The organism is Labrenzia sp. R5_0 (assembly GCF_017743835.1).
Lineage (GTDB): Bacteria > Pseudomonadota > Alphaproteobacteria > Rhizobiales > Stappiaceae > Roseibium > Roseibium algicola.
The window spans coordinates 528,417-546,024 of sequence record NZ_JAGHRK010000002.1 but is presented as its reverse complement, the minus strand read 5'-3'; the positions used below and the strand labels follow the sequence as shown (position 1 = coordinate 546,024).

Sequence of the window (17,608 nt, the reverse complement as noted above, 5' to 3'; positions counted from 1 at the left end):
GCGAATCCAAGGGGGACGATGGCCCCTTCGTGAAGGGGAAATCCGACCGCGTGGAGTTTCATTCGCACGGCGGTGGCAAACCGGCTTGCCTTGCGGGCGGTGAATCTCCGGTTGAAAACTCCCGTTCTTTCAAACCGGTACCCGCAAGTTTTAACCTTGATATTTTTTCTTGTTTGACCGCCTTGGCAGACAACTTAACGTGCTGCCAAGCAGGGAAAATCGGTGCCTATTTAATCTATTGGCAAACAAGGCGATCGCCGCGTTTGACGCGGCCGCTCTTTGCAGGATGCGGATGAAGGGCAACATCAGACGGGACATCCATGCATAAACTGGATTTCGAGTTGGACAAGGCACAGCTGAAACGTGCCTGGGGCGTTATAGACAGGGAGTTTCAACGCCTGGGGCTGATGCTGCGCCGCGGGTCGGATTTCGATGTTGTCGAGGCCATGGCGGCGGCCAGCGGCCTGAAGCGGCTGGAGGGGCATTTCACCCCCAGTCTCAACACCTATACGCCTTCACAGGCGTTCTGGCTGGCGCTGGTGGATGAGGAAGACCGGATGGTCGGCCGGGTGTGCGCCCGTTTTGACAGAATGGCCTATCCGATGACGCTGACCGATTTCTGGCGCAAGTATTTTCACCGCTGCTACCCGGATGCGGAGGGCGGCAAGGTTGTGCTGAGTGACAAGCAGCCGCGCGTTGGCCGGCGCATTACCGGCGACGTTGTTTATCTGGGCGGAACGGAAGTTGCCAAGGAGTGGCGCGGTTCGAAGCTCGGCGGCCTGCTCAACCAGATGGCCCAGATCGAGGCATTGGACGAGTGGGGCGCCGGCTTCTATTACGGCTGGGTGCAGGGTTTCAACTTCATGGACGGCTTCTGGCGCGACTGCGGCTTTACCCGTGCACACTTTCATGCACTGAACTGGGTTGAGCCGCTGCCTGGTACGCTGGATGCCAATCTGATTTTTGTTGCGAACACAGCTGACGATGTGTGCGATCTGATTGATAGGATCGCGAGTGGACTTCAAGCAAAGTCATAAGGCAGAAAATCCGCGTGAACCCGGCACTGGTGCGGAATTTCACGAGGAGACGCTGCAGCGTCATGTCCGGCACACCTTCGCCCAGCTTGTTGCCTGTGCGCTGTATGTCGAACCAGGGCTCGCCTTCCATGGCGATCTGGTAGGCATCAGCAACGCCCTGGCGGTAGACTGAGGGCAGGAAGCTGGTCGGCGGACGTGGTGTTTCCGGGTCAAGAGCCTGTGGAAAGAACCGGCGGAAGGTGCTGTGCTTGCCCACAAAGGTCAGCGGCGGCACGTCGCCCGGCTCGGCGGTCGGCAAGGTCATCAGCAGATACGGGCTCAGCTGCGTCATGCGGCTGTCCTGCACGATGATGCCTTCGTTTTCGCGCCAGGTCTTGAACAGAAACTGCGTCTTGTCTCCCGCCAATCCGTTTTCGATCAGCGAGAAGGGTAGCGGCTCAACAAAAGTGTTGATGCTCATGGACGCCTCCAAAGGGACTGGATTTCGGAAGAAACCCCTTCTGCATGGCTTCGGCATAGATGTCATATCTTGCCGCTGCCGCCAACTGGGCACGTTCGCCGTCGCTCAGCAGGCTGGTCTGGTCGTGGTCGAACAGATCGAAGCAATGGAAATCGAGCAGGAACAGACAGTCATATCTTGCTGCAATTTCAAATATTTCCAGGAATTCGAGCTGCTCTTTGGTGTATTGATCTTCGCTCATCCCTGCCGCCTTGTCTTTACATGTCATTTTTTGTTTTGCCTTTCAGACAATTTCCGGCGTCGAGAAACCCATTGAACGGTCTGCTCGCCTGGAAAGCGGCCGGCTTTTCGCGCCGGTACATCTTCCAGACGTCCCCTGATGTGCAGAGGCCGCTTCAATCCGAGATTGGTATGGATCCCGTTTCGCCAATCGCAGATTAGCAAAGAATTTTGCTGCACGCGAGATTTCTTCTTCAACTTTCCTTAGGTGTTACCCAAGAAGCGCAGAAGTAGTCGCCCGGGCACTGTCACGTCACCTGCAAGTTGACGTTTTTCAAGCCGAAGACAAGGCCAAGACAGCCGGAATCCGTCTTTCCGGCAGCGTCAGGATAACGCTGGAACCGATAGCCACCGGTCAGGGAGGGGCGGCGGGAATCGCGTTGACCCGTGATGCGCCGAGCCCGGTTCCAGCTGTCGTTCTGATCAGGACAGTTAGCGCGCCAGGGTGGACGAATGGCGCTAGCTCGGCGGGCAGGGCACCGGCAGCATGAGCTGCGATTGGCTCCCGACCCGTGCGCCATCAAGCCTGTTGTGCAGCTTCCGCTTCGCGCAAATCCAGTTTCTTTGCGGCTGCGTCCAGAGACCTGATGTCCGAAGAGGCGGCGATTTCCCCTGCCGCTGCATAGCGGTCGTGGTTCTGGGCCACCTTGCCGAGATCGTAGAGGTAATTCACCATCACGCCGGCAGATTGGGCACGGCCCTTTGCGGAGGTGTCGGCTTCAGCGTGGACGGCATGCACCAATGCGCCGTTGCCCAGATGGAAGCGCGCCACCGGGTCAACCGGTTGTCCATCCTCGCGGCGGGCAGACAGAAGATAATGCGCGGCGAGGGTGCGCAGCAACTTCGGGTCCGCGTCGTGGAAAGCAATGCCTTCCGCCGACAGCCATTTCGTCAGGCCAGGGATCGGCGACAGGGTGACGAAGGTTTTCAATCCCGGCAATTCTGCCGAAAGATCGGCCGCCACCTGCTTGATCAGGGAGTTGCCGAAGGAAATGCGGGCCAGGCCTTCCTGACAATTGGAAATCGAATAAAACACGGCGGTACGGGCCGTGGCCGCTGTGATGGGTTCCCTGTCACCTGCCAGAAGGTCCTGGATGGAACCCGGGATGTCTGCAGTGAGCGCGACTTCCACGAAGATCAGCGGTTCGTCGGGCATGGACGGGTGGAAAAAGGCGAAGCATCTGCGGTCGCCAGGGGCCAGGCGGCTGCGCAGGTCTTCCCAGCTGGTGATTTCGTGCACGGCCTCATAGGCTATGATCTTTTCAAGTATATGTGCCGGACTTTCCCAGCTGATCGGCCGCAGCACCAGAAAGCCCCGGTTAAACCAGGAAATGAACAGGTGTCGGAAATCCTGGTCGAGCGCCTGCAATTCCGGATCGGCGCCGCCGAGGCGCAGGAGGTCGGCGCGCATGCGCACCAGTTGCTCGGTGGCACCGGGAATCTGGTTCAGCCGCCGGATCAATTCCTGGCGCTTGGGCTCCACAGCCGCCATGAAGGCCGTGTATGTCTTCCGGTTCGGGCTCGCCTCATAGGCATCAAGGGCAGTACGCACGCCGGCCGGATCGATGTTCATGTCGTGGGCAAGGTGGCGGAAGAACTGCAGCTTGTCGCTGTCCTCCATTTCCTGAAACCGCTGCAGGAGCGTGCTGGCCGCGGCAAGGCCCGTCACGTCGCCAGCTGTGCCGACAAGTGCGCTGACCAGATCCTCCATCGGCCGATTGTCGCGCCGGTCCGGCGCCGCTGTGCGGTAGCGGCGCTCGAAGATGGTCGACAGCAGGTCGCCGAGAATGGTCATGTGGGCCTCCAGAACGTCCAGTGAGGGGTGGGCTCTGTCCTGAAGATAAGAGGTGTGAGGCTTTGACCCAATTCCCCAAAAGAGGCAATCCGGGCACGAACGCCCGGGTTGGATTGCCTAACAGCCAGTGTGCCTAGGCGGCTTCGCTGTTCTGCTGCTCGAGCGGGCCTTTCTTCAGCGATTTGAAGAAGGCCGCCACTGCTTCGGTGAGCTGCCCGGCGTTGGAGGACATGCTTTCCGCGGAGCTCAGCACGGTCTTGGAGGCCGCGTGAGTGGTTGCCGCATTCTGGGCGACACCATCCACAATTCCGGTCACCTTGTTGGTGCAGGCCACGGTGTTGGTCACGTTCTCCTGTATGGCCTGTGTCGCTTCCGCCTGCTTTACCGAGGCGTTGGAAATCATCGTGGTAATGGATTCGATTTCCGTAATGGTTTTGGAAATCGTGTCGAAGGACTGAGCCGTATCGCGGCTGGCCGCGTCGACTTCTTCCAAAGACTGGGTGATCTCCTGTGTCGCCTTGGCTGTCTGCGTTGCCAGTTCCTTGACCTCGGCTGCAACCACCGCAAAGCCCTTGCCCATTTCACCGGCACGGGCCGCCTCGATGGTGGCATTGAGTGCCAGCAGGTTTGTCTGGTCGGCAATGGAGGAAATCAGGTCGATGATCTCGCCGATGGCTTCGGCGGAAGTCCGAAGGCTGTTTGCCTTGTCCTGGCCTTGCGTGACCTGGGTAACGGCAGCACGGGCGATTTCGATGGAGCGTTCGATCTGGCCGCTGATTTCGCTGGCCGTCGAGGACAGGTGATCGGCCGCGGATGCCGCCGCATTCACATTTTCGGCTGTCAGGTCGGCCGCGTCGGCAATGGCGGTTACGACTTCCGAATTGGAAACGGCAGAGGTTTCCATTTCCTCGGCGGTTCCGGTCATCTGCTCGGCGGAAGCCATCAGGCTCTGGGCAATCTGGCTGATCTGGCTTTCAAAGGAATCCGTCGACTGGCGGAAAGCGCCGACCCGGCCCTTGATGGTCTCGATGGCCATGTTCATGATTTCCGCGTTCTGCAGATAGCTGCCATTGAGGCCACCTGGCTGGATGCGGCGGTAGTAGCGGTTGTTCTCGATTGCCGTCATGGAGGCGGCAGCTTCACGTAGAAAAGCGTCCGTCCGGTCGATCATGTGGTTCATGGAGGTCATCAGTTCACGGACTTCACCGGCTTCGGTGTAATCCTTGGCTCTCACCTCGAAGTTGCCCCAGCCGATCTGGCTGCAGACCTCCGTCGCAGCACCAAGCCCCCGCCGGGTCCGATGTACAGCGGGCAGCGCGAAAAGCATGGCCAGCATTACGATGGCGCCACAGAAGACTGTAGCCATGGTCAGGCCCAGCAGGGCGCAGACCACCGTCGCCGCGCCGCCCACAAGTGCGACACCCGACGCGATCGTGGCGTTAAAGAGTGTGAATGAGCTCATCATAGCTCACGCCTTTCGATTGAAGGATCGATACCAGCTGATCGTGACCGGCCTGCATGCCGATCTTGCGGTTGTCCGCCTGCTGTTCTGTCTGTCGCAACTGGGCGTAAAGCGGGGTGATGATGTCGTCGACGATACGGCGGTTGGGCACCCGGCGATTGGAATGGTAGCCGATGATCTTGCCGCTCTCGCCATAGGACGGCGTGACATGGGCCAGCACCCAGTAGTGATCGCCGTTCGCGGACATGTTGACCACATAGGCGAAGATCTCTCCGCCGGCCTCTATCGTGTCCCACAGCAGCTTGAAGACACAGCGTGGCATGTCCGGGTGACGGATGAGGCTGTGCGGCGCATTCTCCAGAGCCTTGCCATCGAAACCCGCAATATCCCGAAAGATGTTGTTGGCGTAAGTGATGCGCCCGCGCGTGTCTGTTTTCGAGACGATCAGGTCCCGTTCGGAAAAGAACCGTTCCACCCCCGTCGGGGTGACCTTGTACTGGGTCATCCTTGGTGCGCCCGCTCATGTTGGCAATTCAGGGTTAGGGTACGGTTGCGTGCTTAATGATCCTTAAATGAAAGCGGATGAGGTTTGATTTTTAACTATATGAATTCATTCGTATTTCTAACGATGTCATCTTTCGCTGTAGAGAGTTTTGTTGAGGCAAATTGTTGCCGGTCTTTTTGTTGCTCTGACGCTATTCTTCGATTCTTCCGAAGGGTTTGGGCGATGTTCCTTTCGAGGAACTTCAATCAGCAAGTTCCGCGTTGCATGGCCCCTGGCGCATGTTCGGTTGTGCGCAAGCAAAACCTGCAGGGCGGGCTCGACTGCAGAGAACCGGGTCCGAGAAACTGCGGACTTTTCAGAAGGGGGGCTTAGGCTGTATAGAGGGCGCCAATAGCCGGGTGGTGCTTTTGCCCCTTGGGCCCGGCGTCTTTCAAGAAACAGAACAAGCCCCATGAACGAATTTCTCGTTGCCGCCCTTTATATGTTTACGCCGCTCGACGACTTCGAGGCCATGCGCAGTCCGCTCAAGGCCTATTGCGAGGAACGGGATGTGCGCGGGAGCCTGCTGCTTGCAGGAGAGGGTATCAACGGCACGATTTGCGGTCCGGAAGCCGGTGTGCGAGAGGTCCTTGCGCATCTGCGGTCGGACCCGCGGCTTGCCGGGCTGAACCACAAGGAAGCCTGGACCCACCGACATGTCTTCAAGCGCATGAAGGTGAGGCTGAAGCAGGAGATCGTGCGGCTTGCGGTTGACGGGATCGACCCGAACGAGATCGTCGGCGAATACGTCAAGCCGGAAGACTGGAATGCCCTGATCTCCGATCCGGATGTCGTCGTCATCGACACGCGCAACGACTACGAATTCGCCTTCGGCACGTTCGAGCGGGCGCTCAATCCGAAAACCCAGTCGTTCCGGGAATTCCCGGCCTGGGTGGACGGCGAAGACGAGCTTCAGAAAAAGCCGAAGGTCGCCATGTTCTGCACCGGTGGCATCCGCTGTGAAAAGGCGACGGCCTGGATGCTGAAAAACGGCTTCGAGGAAGTCTATCACCTGGAAGGCGGCATCCTGAACTATCTGGAAAAGGTGCCGGAAGCCGACAGCCTCTGGAAGGGCGAATGTTTCGTCTTCGACGACCGGGTGTCCGTCGACCATCAGCTGCAGCCGCGCTGGGGAGAATGGATCCCCGAAGAGGCCCGTCACATCATCAATGAGGACACCGACTACGAGAAGAGTGCTCGCGCTGAAGCTGATGACGAAGAGGGCGAACAGCAGATCGTCAGGGCCGTTTCTTAACGGATATTAACTTTTTCGCTTTAATGCCTTGTGGAACTTCCCTAAAGTCAGGGTTGCGGGAGATTTCCTGCGCCAGACTGGGGGAAAGTACATGCGTCACAGCTTCTGGAGCGCGCTTGCCGCGCTGATCGTCAGTCCGTTGGTCAGCACGTCCGTGCTGGCCGGGGGCAAGGCACTGTCCTGCTATGAACAGGCCACCGTGCCCGCCGTCTACAAAACTGTGAACGAGCGCGTGCTCGTCCAGCCGGCATCCAGCTACGTGGTGCAGAAGCCGGCCGTCTACAGTTATCAAGCCCGGCGTGTTCTGGTGCAGCCGGAGCGGGTCAGCTATCGCACATCGCCTGCCGTCTACCAGACACGGCAGAGCCGGGTTCTGGTTCAACCCGCCAGCGTCGGCTGGGAATACCGGGTCATCAACGGTCGCAACATCCTTTGCAAGGTGCAGAACCCCGCCGTCTATAGAACCGTCAGCCAGAAGGTTCTCGTGCAGTCGGCATCCCGTGTCGCGGTACGCCAGCCTGCCATTTACAGCTCCGTGAAGGAAAAGGTGCTGGTTCAGCCTGCCACGAGCTACCGGGTGCAAAAGCCCGCGGTTTACCAGACGGTCAGCCGCCAGGTGCTGGTTCAACCCGCCCAGACAGTCTGGAAGCCCGTAAAGGTGCGGGGTTGCCGCTATTAGGTGACTGGGTCAAGATCGGTCCTCTGTCCGTTTTCCGGAGCAGGCTGAAAGCCGGTTACCTGACCAGTTGTGGGGCTGAAACATGATTTGCACATTGATTGCGTCTTCCATCCTGCTCAGCATGGAGGACGGTTCCATGGCCGTGCTCATTCCCGAAAACCAGTCGGTCCGCATTTTCAACGAGCAATCGGTGAAGGGGGAGGGAGCAGTCGTTCACCTTTACGGTGAAACGAAAATCCAGGTGCCAGGTGTGAAAGCGGAGCAGATCATTGAGGCTCTCAGGGACTGCCAGCCTCCGAAGGATGCCGAATAACCGGCCCCAAACAACTGCCGTCGACAGACAGTCGTCAGGCGGGGCGCTCAAAAATTCGTTCCGGCATGGCCTCCGAGCCAAAGGCTCTCCCTCATCCTGAGGAGGACCCAAAGGTCCGTCTCGAAGGATGGGCGGCACTCTCGGAGCGAGCAGCCCATCCTTCGAGACAGCGCTGAAGCGCTTCCTCAGGATGAGGAAGAGAGATGTTTGTGTTCACCCTGATGTTGTGCCCGGGTCGGCGGAACGGATGACAGGCCAAATGTGCGGCAGAAGCCGGTTACAGCAGAAACCGACTTGCCCAGGGCGTTGCTTTTGATCAGCTTTTTGCTGTCCTGAACCGGTAGGTCTTCAAGCCGGTCTTGCCGTGACCTTCCACCAGGAACAGGCCGCCAGACAATGTGTCGGGTTCGACCGCGGTCGGGTCGGCGGGCTGCTTGATGCTGGTGACGATCAAATGGTCCAGATCCGGGCCGCAGAAGCAGGGCATGGTGGGCTTGTCGACCGGAAGCTTGATGGCGGCAAGCAGGTTGCCGTCCGGGGCAAAGCAGTTGAGCACGCCGGCGGATACCCCTGCGCTCCAATAGTTGCCTTCGGTGTCGACCGCTGCGCCATCCGGCCGTCCGGTGTCGTTGGTCTGCTGGGCGTACAGCATCTTGGAGCCAAGTGCACCGGTCTCCGGGTCGAAGCCGTAATATTCGATCCAGCCGGGGGAGGTGTCGGAGTGGTACATGTAGGTACCGTCCGGCGTCCACGCGAGCCCGTTGGAGCATTGCAGTTCGTCACGGATCTCGGCAACGTCGCCGCTGCCGTCAACCCGGTAAAGACCGGCAATCGGTTCACGCGGTGAGCTGGTGTCCATGGTGCCGACCCAGAAGGCCCCATCCGGACCGACCTTGCCGTCGTTCAGCCGTGTGCGCGGCTCATCAGCCTGAACTTCCGCCAGAACCTCGCTGGCGCCGCTTTCGGGATCGAACAGAACGATCTTGTCCCACACGCTGACAATCAGGCGATCGTCATCCGTCAGGCCAAAGGAACCGACCTCATTTTCGAATTGCCATGTGGTGATCTTGCGGCTGGCCCAATCCATGGACTGGATGGAGCGGCCCTGGATGTCGGCCCAGAGCAAGCGGTTCAATCTGTCGTCCCAGGTCGGACATTCTGCAAGCTGGTAAGTCGTATCGATGAAACGGGTGATCGTATGGGTCACCGGAGCGGGTTCCTTGAAAAGCCGGGCAGTTGAATGGATGCGGACTATACCTGCCAGTGCTGGCTGCGTCGAGACGCTGGATTTAGTGGCGGAATTGCAGGCGGTTTGGTTGTGGACCGGTCCTGAAAGGAACTCATGTTTCGCCGTTCAGGGGAATCGCTGTGCGTCTGACGATCGGCCGGATGGCGAAGGACGATTTCATTCTGAGAACGCCAGGAAGCTGGGCAAGGTGGTCGCGGTGGATGCGTTCGAAGTCGATCGGGTCCCGGGCCGAGAGGCGCAGAATGTAATCGGCATCACCCGCCATCAGGAAACACTCCATGATTTCGCCGGACCGGGCCACGGCGCGTTCGAAATTCTCAAGCGTTTCCTTGGACTGGCCGGTCAGCGAGATTTCCACGAAAACGTCCATGTGCCGGCCGAGTTTTCTTTGGTCCAGAAGCGCGACGTATTTTTCAATGATGCCGGCTTCCTCCAGCGCGCGCATGCGCCGCAAACAGGCAGAAGGGGAAAGCCCCACCTTTTCCGCCAGGTCCGCGTTGGCGATGCGGCCGTCGCTTTGCAGAACGTTCAGGATCTTCTGGTCGAGGCGATCGAGTTTCATTTTGCTGCACCGCACATAATGCCGAGTTCAAGATAATACATAGCAGATAATTTGAAGAAATATCAATTCGACACAATAAAATTGCGCGTATTTGAATGGAGGCCCCCGGGAACGCAAGCACATTCGACGAAAACAGGCGTAAAATCGTCGGCAATCAATAATGCTTCCAGAGGAGTCGAGTTATGCGCATTGGTGTGCCGAAAGAAATCAAAAACCACGAGTATCGGGTTGGTCTGACCCCGAACAGTGTTCTTGAAATGGTGGCTCATGGCCACGAAGTTGTCGTTGAAACCAATGCCGGTGTCGGCATCGGCGCCAGCGATGCCGACTACGAAGCAGCAGGCGCGAAGATCCTGGCAACAGCCAAGGAAGTCTTCGATGCCGCGAACATGATCGTGAAGGTCAAGGAACCGCAGGCCGTCGAACGCGCCATGCTGCGCCCCGACCACATTCTCTTCACCTATCTGCATCTCGCGCCAGACGCGGAGCAGACCGCGGACCTGGTAAAGTCCGGTGCGACCTGCATTGCTTATGAAACCGTTGTCGATGCCCGCGGCGGTCTGCCGCTTCTGGTGCCGATGTCCCAGGTTGCCGGCCGCCTGTCGGTGATTGCCGGCGCCAAGGCGCTGGAAAAGGCCCAGGGTGGCTCCGGCACGCTCGTGGGCGGTGTTCCCGGCGTCGAACCGGCCAAGGTCGTTGTCATCGGCGGCGGTGTGGTCGGCTCGCATGCCATTACCATGGCGCTTGGCCTCGGAGCCGATGTCACCGTTCTCGACCGGTCTACCGCCGTTCTGGGCAATCTCTCACAGACGTTCGGTCCGGCACTGAAAACCGTCTATTCGACCAAGGCTGCCCTGGAGAAACATGTGCTGGAAGCCGACATGGTCGTCGGTGCGGTGCTGGTTGCCGGTGCGGCGGCACCGAAGCTGGTCTCGCGCGAGCTGGTCAGCCGCATGAAGCCGGGCTCGGTTCTCGTTGATGTCGCCATCGACCAGGGCGGCTGCTTCGAAACCTCCAAGGCAACGACGCATTCCGAGCCGACCTACATCATCGATGAAGTCGTTCACTACTGCGTCGCCAACATGCCGGGCGCCGTGCCGAAGACGTCCACCTACGCGCTGAACAACGCCACCCTGCCGTTCGCTCTCGCACTGGCGGACAAGGGGGCCAAGAAGGCGCTGCTCGATGATCCGCACTTTCTGCCGGGCCTCAACGTGATCGGCGGTCAGGTGACCTGTGAGGCGGTCGCAACCGCTCTCGGCTATGCCTACGTCGATCCGAAGGTTGCTCTTGAGCAGGCCAAGGAAAGCGCTGCTGCCTGATAAGGGGTCTTCGCTTCAAGGATGAGAAAAGCCGGTCCGTTGGGCCGGCTTTTTGCTTTCTCAACGGGATTTTGGACTGAGGTGACAGCGGTGAGCCCGTGACCTGCTGTTCGGCGCAACTCGCGTTGAAAATGTCGGTCTGTTTCGCAGGTTATTGCGTTCCTGATTTCGCAGGGGGGCAATCAAACCTTATTGTCGTGCGAAAGGGGTTACGGGCAGCGGACCTTGTAAGGTGTGCCCTGTTCATCCGTGGCAATGCAGTTGCGCGGGGTGGTGACGACACCGATCAGGCCGCCACCGACGGCGCCGAGAGCGGCGCCTGCAAGGGTCGCGTTCACCGTGGAACCGGCAACGGCGCCGATCGTGGCACCGGTTGCCGCACCGAGACCTGCCCCGATCAGCATCCTGTCCCGTTGACTTTCGGTGTTGGCGCAGCCTGTCAGCACAATGGCGAGACTTGCGGCTGCAAGGACGGATCTCATCCAGAACCCCTTGGCGAAAAACATGTGTGAGCCAAGGGTGGAGATCTATGGTTAACAGTTTCTTACCAAGGCGGATTTATCCAAGGCAGATCCTGAAAGCAAAACGGACATGCCCATGAATCCATGGGCATGCCCGGTATTGTCGCTAAATTCGTCCGCTCTGACGATGGTCAGGACGACAGAGAACCTGGCCTTACGGGCAGGCGACTCGGTAGGGGTTGCCATACCGGTCATGCGCCACGCAGTTTTTCGGTGTGGTCGCAGCGCCGATTACAGCGCCACCCGCAGCACCGATAGCGGCACCGGCGAGAACCGGAGCTGCACCGGCACCGGCAGCGGCACCGACAATGGCGCCGGTCGCGGCACCAAGGCCACCGCCGACAAGTGCGCGGTCTCTCTGGCTGCTTGACTGACAGCCGGCGAGGGCGATGGCCGCAAGGGCCACCAGCAGGATCTTTTTCATTTCGTAAACCTGTGAAGACCCGATTGACTCAGGTCAGTTGAGATCAGGGGCAGGCGACGCGGTACGGGTTGCCATACCGGTCGTAGGCGACACAGTTCTTGGGTGTCGTTGCGGAGCCGATGATGGCACCGCCTGCAGCACCGATTGCCGCACCGGCGAGTGCCGGGCCGACGCCGTTACCGGCGGCGGCACCGATCACGGCACCGGTTGCCGCGCCAAGACCGCCGCCAACAAGCGCGCGGTCTCTTTGACTGTCAGACTGGCAGCCTGCCAGAAATGCGGCCGAAGCGGCAATCAGAAGGAGTTTCTTCATAGTTTTCTTCCCAACGGTCTATTACCGAAACGAAAAAGGATCGCCCCCGATTACGGGCAAGCGACCCGGTAAGGATTGCCGTAGCGGTCATAGGCAACGCAGTTCTTCGGAGTCGTTGCGCTGCCGACAATTGCACCACCGGCCGCGCCGATTGCACCACCAACCAGGGCGCCGCCGACATCGCCGGTTGCCGCAGCACCGATTGCTGCACCGGTTGCCGCGCCAAGACCACCGCCTACGAGGGCGCGGTCGCGTGAGCTATCGGATTGGCAGCCCGCCAGGGCAAGGCCTACTGCTGCGAGCAGAACTAGTTTTTTCATGAAATCAGTCTCCCTGTCGGACCGCAACCTTGGCGGGTCGAATGTATAAAATCTTTCCAAGCCTAAGCTGCTTTGCACGTTGGGGCAATCTCTGTTTGCCACAGCCGGCCCGTGTTCATCGTGAATACCAATTAGAGTTCTTCAACGATGTGAACCAGATAGGGCCGGTTGGGCAAAATTATGACGAGATCGCCTCACGTATTAACGCATAAACAAAGGTGTGGTTCCCGCGTCAACTTTTCAGGGCGGCAAGCAAGCCTTTTGTCGAGGCGTCCTTGGAATCTGCAGAGACTTCGCCCTTGACCATAGGCAGCAGGGCAGTGGCCAGTTCCTTGCCCAGTTCCACGCCCCACTGGTCGAAGGAGTTGATTCCCCAGATGACGCCTTCGACGAAAACCCGGTGCTCGTAAAGAGCGATCAGACGGCCGAGTGCGAAGGGTGTCAGCTGGTCATAGACAAGGGTCATGGACGGCCTGTCGCCCGGGAACACCTTGTGGGGTGCCAGACGATCGACTTCGTCTGCAGCCATTCCGGAAGCGTTGAGGAGTGCCTTTGCCTCGTCAAGCGTCCGGCCGAGCATCAGGGCTTCGGACTGGGCCAGGCAGTTCGCAACCAGAAGGTCGTGATGATGTTTCAGGTCTTCTTCATGGCCGTTGGCGGCAATCAGGAATTCACACGGGATAACAGTCGTGCCCTGGTGCAGGAGCTGATAGAACGCGTGCTGACCATTCGTGCCTGGTTCGCCCCAGACCAGTGGACCGGTTTCCTCGGTCACGGGACTGCCGTCCAGCTTCACGCGCTTGCCGTTCGATTCCATGTCTAGCTGCTGCAGGTACGCGGGCAGGCGAGACAGGCGCTGGTCGTAGGGCAGGACGGCGCGGGCGGAAAGGCCAAGCGCGTCCCGGTTCCAGACGCCGATCAACGCCATCAGAACCGGCAGGTTTTTTTCAAGCGGTGCTTTGGCGAAATGGGTGTCCATCGCATGGGCGCCGGACAGAAAGTCACTGAAGGCGTCCGGTCCGATGGCGATCATGAGAGGCAGACCGATGGCCGACCAGACGGAATACCGGCCGCCGACCCAGTCCCAGAAACCGAAGACGCGGCTTTCGTCGATGCCGAAGGCGGCTACCTTGTCGAGGGCAGTGGAAACGGCTGCGAAGTGGTCGCCGACAGCCTCTTCGCCAAGAGTACCGGCAATCCATTTGCGCGCGGTCTGCGCGTTGGTCATGGTCTCGATTGTGGTGAAGGTTTTCGAAGCGACGATGATCAGCGTCGTGGCCGGGTCGAGTTTTTCCAGCGTATCGGCAATATGAGCGCCGTCCACGTTCGAGACGTAGTGCAGCTCCGGACCGTCATGATAGGGGCTGAGCGCGATTGTCGTCATGACCGGCCCAAGGTCCGAGCCGCCGATGCCGATGTTGACCACGTCGGTAAAGGCGTCGCCGGTGGAGGAGGTCAGATCGCCGGAGCGGACCGCTTCGGCAAAATCTGCCATCGCGTCCAGAACGGCACGTACATCGGGCATCACATCGGCACCGTCGACCATAACCGGCTGGTCCGACTGGTTGCGAAGCGCCGTGTGCAGGACGGCGCGCTTTTCGGTGCCGTTGATCTTCTCGCCGGCAAACATGGCCGCACGTTTGCCTTCCACATCCGCAGCGCGGGCAAGGTCGAGCAGCAGGTTGAACGCCTTGTCGTCGATCCGGGACTTGGAATAATCGAGCAACAGGTCGTCTGTCCTGGCGGAGAATGTGTCGAACCGGTCGGGGGCGGCCGCAAACAGTTGCCGCAGGGAGGTGCCCTTCAATTGTTCCGCCTGCCGGTTGAGAGCCTCAAATGCTGCTTCTAGCGCCATGAACAATCCTCTTAAATCGATTTAACAACTTGTTTTCGCGCCGACGCGCGCGGGCATCCATTAGCATACCCGCCCGGCGAGGGGGAGAGGAAATTCAAGGAGAATGCCGCCGGAAACAGGCAGGTGGATTCCGGCGGCTGAGGCCAATCAGTTGGAAATAGGGGCCAGCAATTCTGGGGCTGTCACAAGTTGGCGAATGCCGTGGGAATGATCTTCCTTGAAGACGTTGCCTTTTTCCGCCCAGGCGTTGAGCGAGTTGATGTCCAACTTGGCGCATTGCGGATGCACGCTCCAGGTCACCTGAAGCGGGGAGCAAGTCGACTGGGTGAAACTGGGCCCTGTAGTCGATCCGATGAAGGTGACCGGCGTACCCGTGCCTTCCGGCAATGACTTGGCCTGATGCAGGCCATTCACGATGTTGCCGTCATAATCGAAGTCGAGGAAGCTCAGTGCCTCGGGATCATTCACGACAAGGAAGACCTGGGCCTCGACACGAAGTTGCGGATTGGCGCAGGCATCGCTCAGGCAAGAGCCAAGTCCTTCACCCGGGGTGATGTTGCAGGATGTATGCACCCAGTGGACTTCGATCGTGTCGCCGGGCTTGACGCCATGGAAAGCTGACCCAGCGGGTTCTGCCAGTTCAGCCTCGGTCAGGTCGGCGGTCTCGTTGCACTTGTATCCGCCATGATCTCCATCGCCGGCAAAAACGGTGAAGCCAGGCCCCTTGTGTTCCGCGTTGGTATGCGTGTGGATGTTGCACAGGTTCAGCTTGTCGGCGGACGGCGCTATCGAGACAGAGGAGGTGTTCAGCCCCGCAGTCTGTGAGATATCGCGTGGAGTTTGTGGGCCGAAACCCTGACAGAGCTCTTCTGCCTGAGCCTGGGAGAGAAAACCGAGGCCTGCGAGGGCCGCAAATGTAAGTCCGATGTATTTCGCCATGGGAATCTCCTGCAGATGTGGTTGAGGCAGGCTGTTGGGCGCATTTCAAGAAAAAGCAGCCGAAGTGGCGTGGATGATTTGAAAGCGCTTTCGACAGGAACGCCAATTGCAAAAATTGCTCAGGGTAAATGACCGGTCAGGGGAAAAAGCCCCGAAGTTGGCGGAAAACAACGATAAATTGAATTGTCAGACTGTATTTTAAGTGAAATGAAAGTTTGCTCAAGGTAAACTAAATCTATGAATTCCGAAAACAAATCACACGGTCTGACCCATCTGCTCGATCAACCTGATGCCGAGGAAGAAGTCCTCGTGGTTGATTTCGACAATCTCTCGGTCATCAACGCGGTTGCATCCAACGTCAGCGAGTGGGGCTTCCGGTTGACCTCTCCGGATATCGGCGAGCTTTACAAGAACATCGGGGTTCGGCCCAAGGATGCAAGCAAACTGGTGAAGGCTCACGTCACTTCCGTGAAGGGCAATGATGCCGCGGTGGTCTTCGCCAAGAGCGAGAAATCCGTTTCGGACAAGCGTCGCGAAAAACGGAACAACGTCAGCATTCCGGTAAAGATCGCAGACCTGGACGGAATTACGGAAATCAGTGGCACGATCGTTGATGCGGGCAAGAACGGTTGCCGCATAACTGCCAAAGGTCTGACAGCGCTTCCAGAGGAAGTTCTGCTGACGATGAAAAAATTCGAAAGGCCGGTCGTCGCCGAATTCGCCTGGCGCAATGACACCTCCGCCGGCATGCGTCTCTTGTGGGATCGTACGCTTGAGCAGGACGACGATCACGGAGACGACGACGAAGAGAGCGACGGCACCTCCGAAACGGATACCGAAGAAGCCCAGAGCGTCTGACATGGCCCGCTTATACTGCGGTCGGCGCGTGTCCCAATCAACTTCCGACAATTGACTGAACTTCCCGCGAGGACGTGAAGGAAACGCGGCGAGCGGTGGTTTCACGCGTCCATCCGTACCTAGGGGACTGGGTGAGTGTTCGGCCCGTCTTCGAAAAGGGGATTGTCACTTTTTTCAAAAATTTAGTTTTTAATTCGGAACTTCTTTCTCTCTCGGTTGTTCTCACAGTAACCGCCTCATCAATAGCAATACTGATGTTGCCGGCTTGGGAAATCACAGTGAGAGGAAATAATATTATGAAACGGATTATCACCGCTACCGCGATGTCCTTGATGCTGACAACATCACTTTACGCGGCAAACGAAGTAAAACCGCTCCAGACTTATGAATTCAATGAGTCTGCAAACATGAGTGATGTTCTTGCATCTGATCTGATTGGCATGCGGATCTACTCGGTCGAAGAAAACTATGACCGGTTCAACGAAGACTATCAGGCTCAGGCTGACGAAGAAAAAGACTGGGACGACATCGGTGAAGTCAACGATGTGATCCTTGGCTTCGACGGCTCGGTAAAGGCCGTTATCCTGGGTGTCGGTGGCTTCCTTGGTATTGGCGAGAAAGACATCGCCCTTCCGATGGAGCAGCTGAAGGTTGTCCGCGAGCAGGATGACGCCGATAGCTACTTCCTGGTGGTCAACGCCAACAAGGACGTGCTGACCAATGCTGCGGCGTATGAGAACCCGTATGCTGACGAAGCGGAAACGGCTGCCACACAGACTTCTGAAGGTATGGAGAAGCCTGCTGATACGGCAATGACGACGGAAACCGACACGTCGACCGAAACCGCGATGAGCCAGGATAGCGACGCCGGCGTGACGGCTGCTCCGGAAACTGCAATGGCGCCCCAGACCGATGCTGATGGTCGTGCGCTTCTGCCGCGTGCCGAAGTCGAGCGTGAAGGCTACACCGAAGCGGTTGTTGCCGAACTTACGGCCGACGATCTTGAAGGTGCCACCATCTACGACGCCAACGATGAAGATATCGGTGAAATCGATTCACTCATCGTGAGCCAGGACGGTACCATCGAAAAGGTCATCCTTGATGTTGGCGGCTTCCTGGGTATCGGCGAGCGTGAAGTTGCCGTCACCTTTGACGAGCTGCAGATCATTCGCAACGAAGACGGTTCCGACCTGCGCGTCTATGTAGGCGCCACCAAGGAAGAACTGGAAGCTCAGCCGGACTACGTCGCTGAGTAAGAGTAGTGGACTGCTCCGGGTGTCATCACCCGGGGCAGCCTGACACAGCGTCCGGTTCTATCGAGATCCTTCCCGATATCCGGACGCCTATCCCGAGACAGACGGCTTCAACAGGCGTCTGTCACTTTCTCAAACCTCAACACATGCAGCAGTTGGCCGGAAGCC

The 17,608-nt window shown here is 58.6% G+C and carries 19 protein-coding genes; 7 read left to right on the top strand and 12 right to left on the bottom strand.

The window, feature by feature from the left end; genetic code table 11:
- Window positions 1-320 precede the first annotated feature (320 nt).
- Window positions 321-1,037 carry a hypothetical protein gene (locus tag J7447_RS11360; protein ID WP_209169636.1) on the top strand — a complete coding sequence of 239 codons (717 nt, stop codon included), beginning with the start codon at window positions 321-323 and terminating at the stop codon, window positions 1,035-1,037.
- Window positions 1,038-1,474: 437 nt separating this feature from the next.
- On the opposite strand, the gene J7447_RS11355 is transcribed toward J7447_RS11360, so the two are convergent.
- The 4 genes from J7447_RS11355 to J7447_RS11340 all read right to left on the bottom strand — a co-directional run bounded on the left by J7447_RS11355 (window position 1,475) and on the right by J7447_RS11340 (window position 5,538).
- On the bottom strand, window positions 1,475-1,738 hold the full coding sequence (locus J7447_RS11355; protein ID WP_023000596.1) for a hypothetical protein: 264 nt from the start codon (window positions 1,736-1,738) through the stop codon (window positions 1,475-1,477).
- A 558-nt stretch (window positions 1,739-2,296) separates the two neighbouring features.
- Window positions 2,297-3,571, bottom strand: a complete 1,275-nt coding sequence (locus J7447_RS11350) for a malonyl-CoA decarboxylase (protein ID WP_209169635.1) — start codon at window positions 3,569-3,571, stop codon at window positions 2,297-2,299.
- A gap of 133 nt (window positions 3,572-3,704) precedes the next feature.
- Window positions 3,705-5,036, bottom strand: coding sequence for a methyl-accepting chemotaxis protein (locus J7447_RS11345; RefSeq protein WP_209169634.1), 1,332 nt, complete (start codon window positions 5,034-5,036; stop codon window positions 3,705-3,707).
- Window positions 5,011-5,538, bottom strand: a complete 528-nt coding sequence (locus J7447_RS11340; RefSeq protein ID WP_209169633.1) for a PAS domain-containing protein — start codon at window positions 5,536-5,538, stop codon at window positions 5,011-5,013. Before J7447_RS11340 ends, J7447_RS11345 begins: the two co-directional genes overlap by 26 nt.
- Before the next feature lie 451 nt (window positions 5,539-5,989).
- Between J7447_RS11340 and J7447_RS11335 the strand changes: the two genes are divergently transcribed.
- The 3 genes from J7447_RS11335 to J7447_RS11325 all read left to right on the top strand — a co-directional run bounded on the left by J7447_RS11335 (window position 5,990) and on the right by J7447_RS11325 (window position 7,824).
- On the top strand, window positions 5,990-6,832 hold the full coding sequence (locus J7447_RS11335; protein WP_023000601.1) for a rhodanese-related sulfurtransferase: 843 nt from the start codon (window positions 5,990-5,992) through the stop codon (window positions 6,830-6,832).
- 91 nt (window positions 6,833-6,923) lie between these two features.
- Window positions 6,924-7,511, top strand: coding sequence for a hypothetical protein (locus J7447_RS11330; RefSeq protein ID WP_023000602.1), 588 nt, complete (start codon window positions 6,924-6,926; stop codon window positions 7,509-7,511).
- Between the two features lie 82 nt (window positions 7,512-7,593).
- Window positions 7,594-7,824 (top strand): hypothetical protein, encoded by a 231-nt coding sequence (locus tag J7447_RS11325; RefSeq protein WP_023000603.1) that lies wholly within the window; start codon window positions 7,594-7,596, stop codon window positions 7,822-7,824.
- Window positions 7,825-8,140: 316 nt separating this feature from the next.
- Here the strand turns inward: J7447_RS11325 and J7447_RS11320 are convergent, their stop codons facing one another.
- On the bottom strand, window positions 8,141-9,031 hold the full coding sequence (locus tag J7447_RS11320) for an SMP-30/gluconolactonase/LRE family protein (RefSeq protein WP_055655352.1): 891 nt from the start codon (window positions 9,029-9,031) through the stop codon (window positions 8,141-8,143).
- A 133-nt stretch (window positions 9,032-9,164) separates the two neighbouring features.
- A complete protein-coding gene (locus J7447_RS11315) occupies window positions 9,165-9,635 on the bottom strand; it encodes an Lrp/AsnC family transcriptional regulator (protein ID WP_209169632.1) in 471 nt (156 codons plus the stop codon).
- 182 nt (window positions 9,636-9,817) lie between these two features.
- Here J7447_RS11315 and ald point away from each other — a divergent pair, with 182 nt between their 5' ends.
- Window positions 9,818-10,957 (top strand): alanine dehydrogenase, encoded by a 1,140-nt coding sequence (gene ald, locus J7447_RS11310; protein ID WP_023000606.1) that lies wholly within the window; start codon window positions 9,818-9,820, stop codon window positions 10,955-10,957.
- Between the two features lie 209 nt (window positions 10,958-11,166).
- Here the strand turns inward: ald and J7447_RS11305 are convergent, their stop codons facing one another.
- The 6 genes from J7447_RS11305 to J7447_RS11280 form a co-directional block, all read right to left on the bottom strand.
- A complete protein-coding gene (locus J7447_RS11305; protein ID WP_006932815.1) occupies window positions 11,167-11,439 on the bottom strand; it encodes a hypothetical protein in 273 nt (90 codons plus the stop codon).
- Window positions 11,440-11,632: 193 nt separating this feature from the next.
- The gene (locus J7447_RS11300; RefSeq protein ID WP_023000608.1) at window positions 11,633-11,902 is read right to left on the bottom strand and encodes a lipoprotein; all 270 of its coding nucleotides are present in this window, start codon (window positions 11,900-11,902) and stop codon (window positions 11,633-11,635) included.
- Between the two features lie 43 nt (window positions 11,903-11,945).
- Entirely contained in the window at window positions 11,946-12,215 is a 270-nt protein-coding gene (locus J7447_RS11295) for a glycine zipper domain-containing protein (protein WP_023000609.1), read from the bottom strand.
- A gap of 50 nt (window positions 12,216-12,265) precedes the next feature.
- Window positions 12,266-12,535 carry a glycine zipper domain-containing protein gene (locus J7447_RS11290; RefSeq protein WP_055655348.1) on the bottom strand — a complete coding sequence of 90 codons (270 nt, stop codon included), beginning with the start codon at window positions 12,533-12,535 and terminating at the stop codon, window positions 12,266-12,268.
- Window positions 12,536-12,767: 232 nt separating this feature from the next.
- On the bottom strand, window positions 12,768-14,390 hold the full coding sequence (gene pgi, locus J7447_RS11285; RefSeq protein WP_209169631.1) for a glucose-6-phosphate isomerase: 1,623 nt from the start codon (window positions 14,388-14,390) through the stop codon (window positions 12,768-12,770).
- 147 nt (window positions 14,391-14,537) lie between these two features.
- Window positions 14,538-15,329 (bottom strand): delta-class carbonic anhydrase, encoded by a 792-nt coding sequence (locus tag J7447_RS11280; protein WP_152506071.1) that lies wholly within the window; start codon window positions 15,327-15,329, stop codon window positions 14,538-14,540.
- A 237-nt stretch (window positions 15,330-15,566) separates the two neighbouring features.
- Here J7447_RS11280 and J7447_RS11275 point away from each other — a divergent pair, with 237 nt between their 5' ends.
- Both J7447_RS11275 and J7447_RS11270 read left to right on the top strand, forming a co-directional pair.
- On the top strand, window positions 15,567-16,187 hold the full coding sequence (locus J7447_RS11275; RefSeq protein WP_208992463.1) for a PilZ domain-containing protein: 621 nt from the start codon (window positions 15,567-15,569) through the stop codon (window positions 16,185-16,187).
- 296 nt (window positions 16,188-16,483) lie between these two features.
- Entirely contained in the window at window positions 16,484-17,443 is a 960-nt protein-coding gene (locus J7447_RS11270; RefSeq protein WP_075284425.1) for a PRC-barrel domain-containing protein, read from the top strand.
- The last annotated feature ends 165 nt before the right edge of the window (window positions 17,444-17,608 follow it).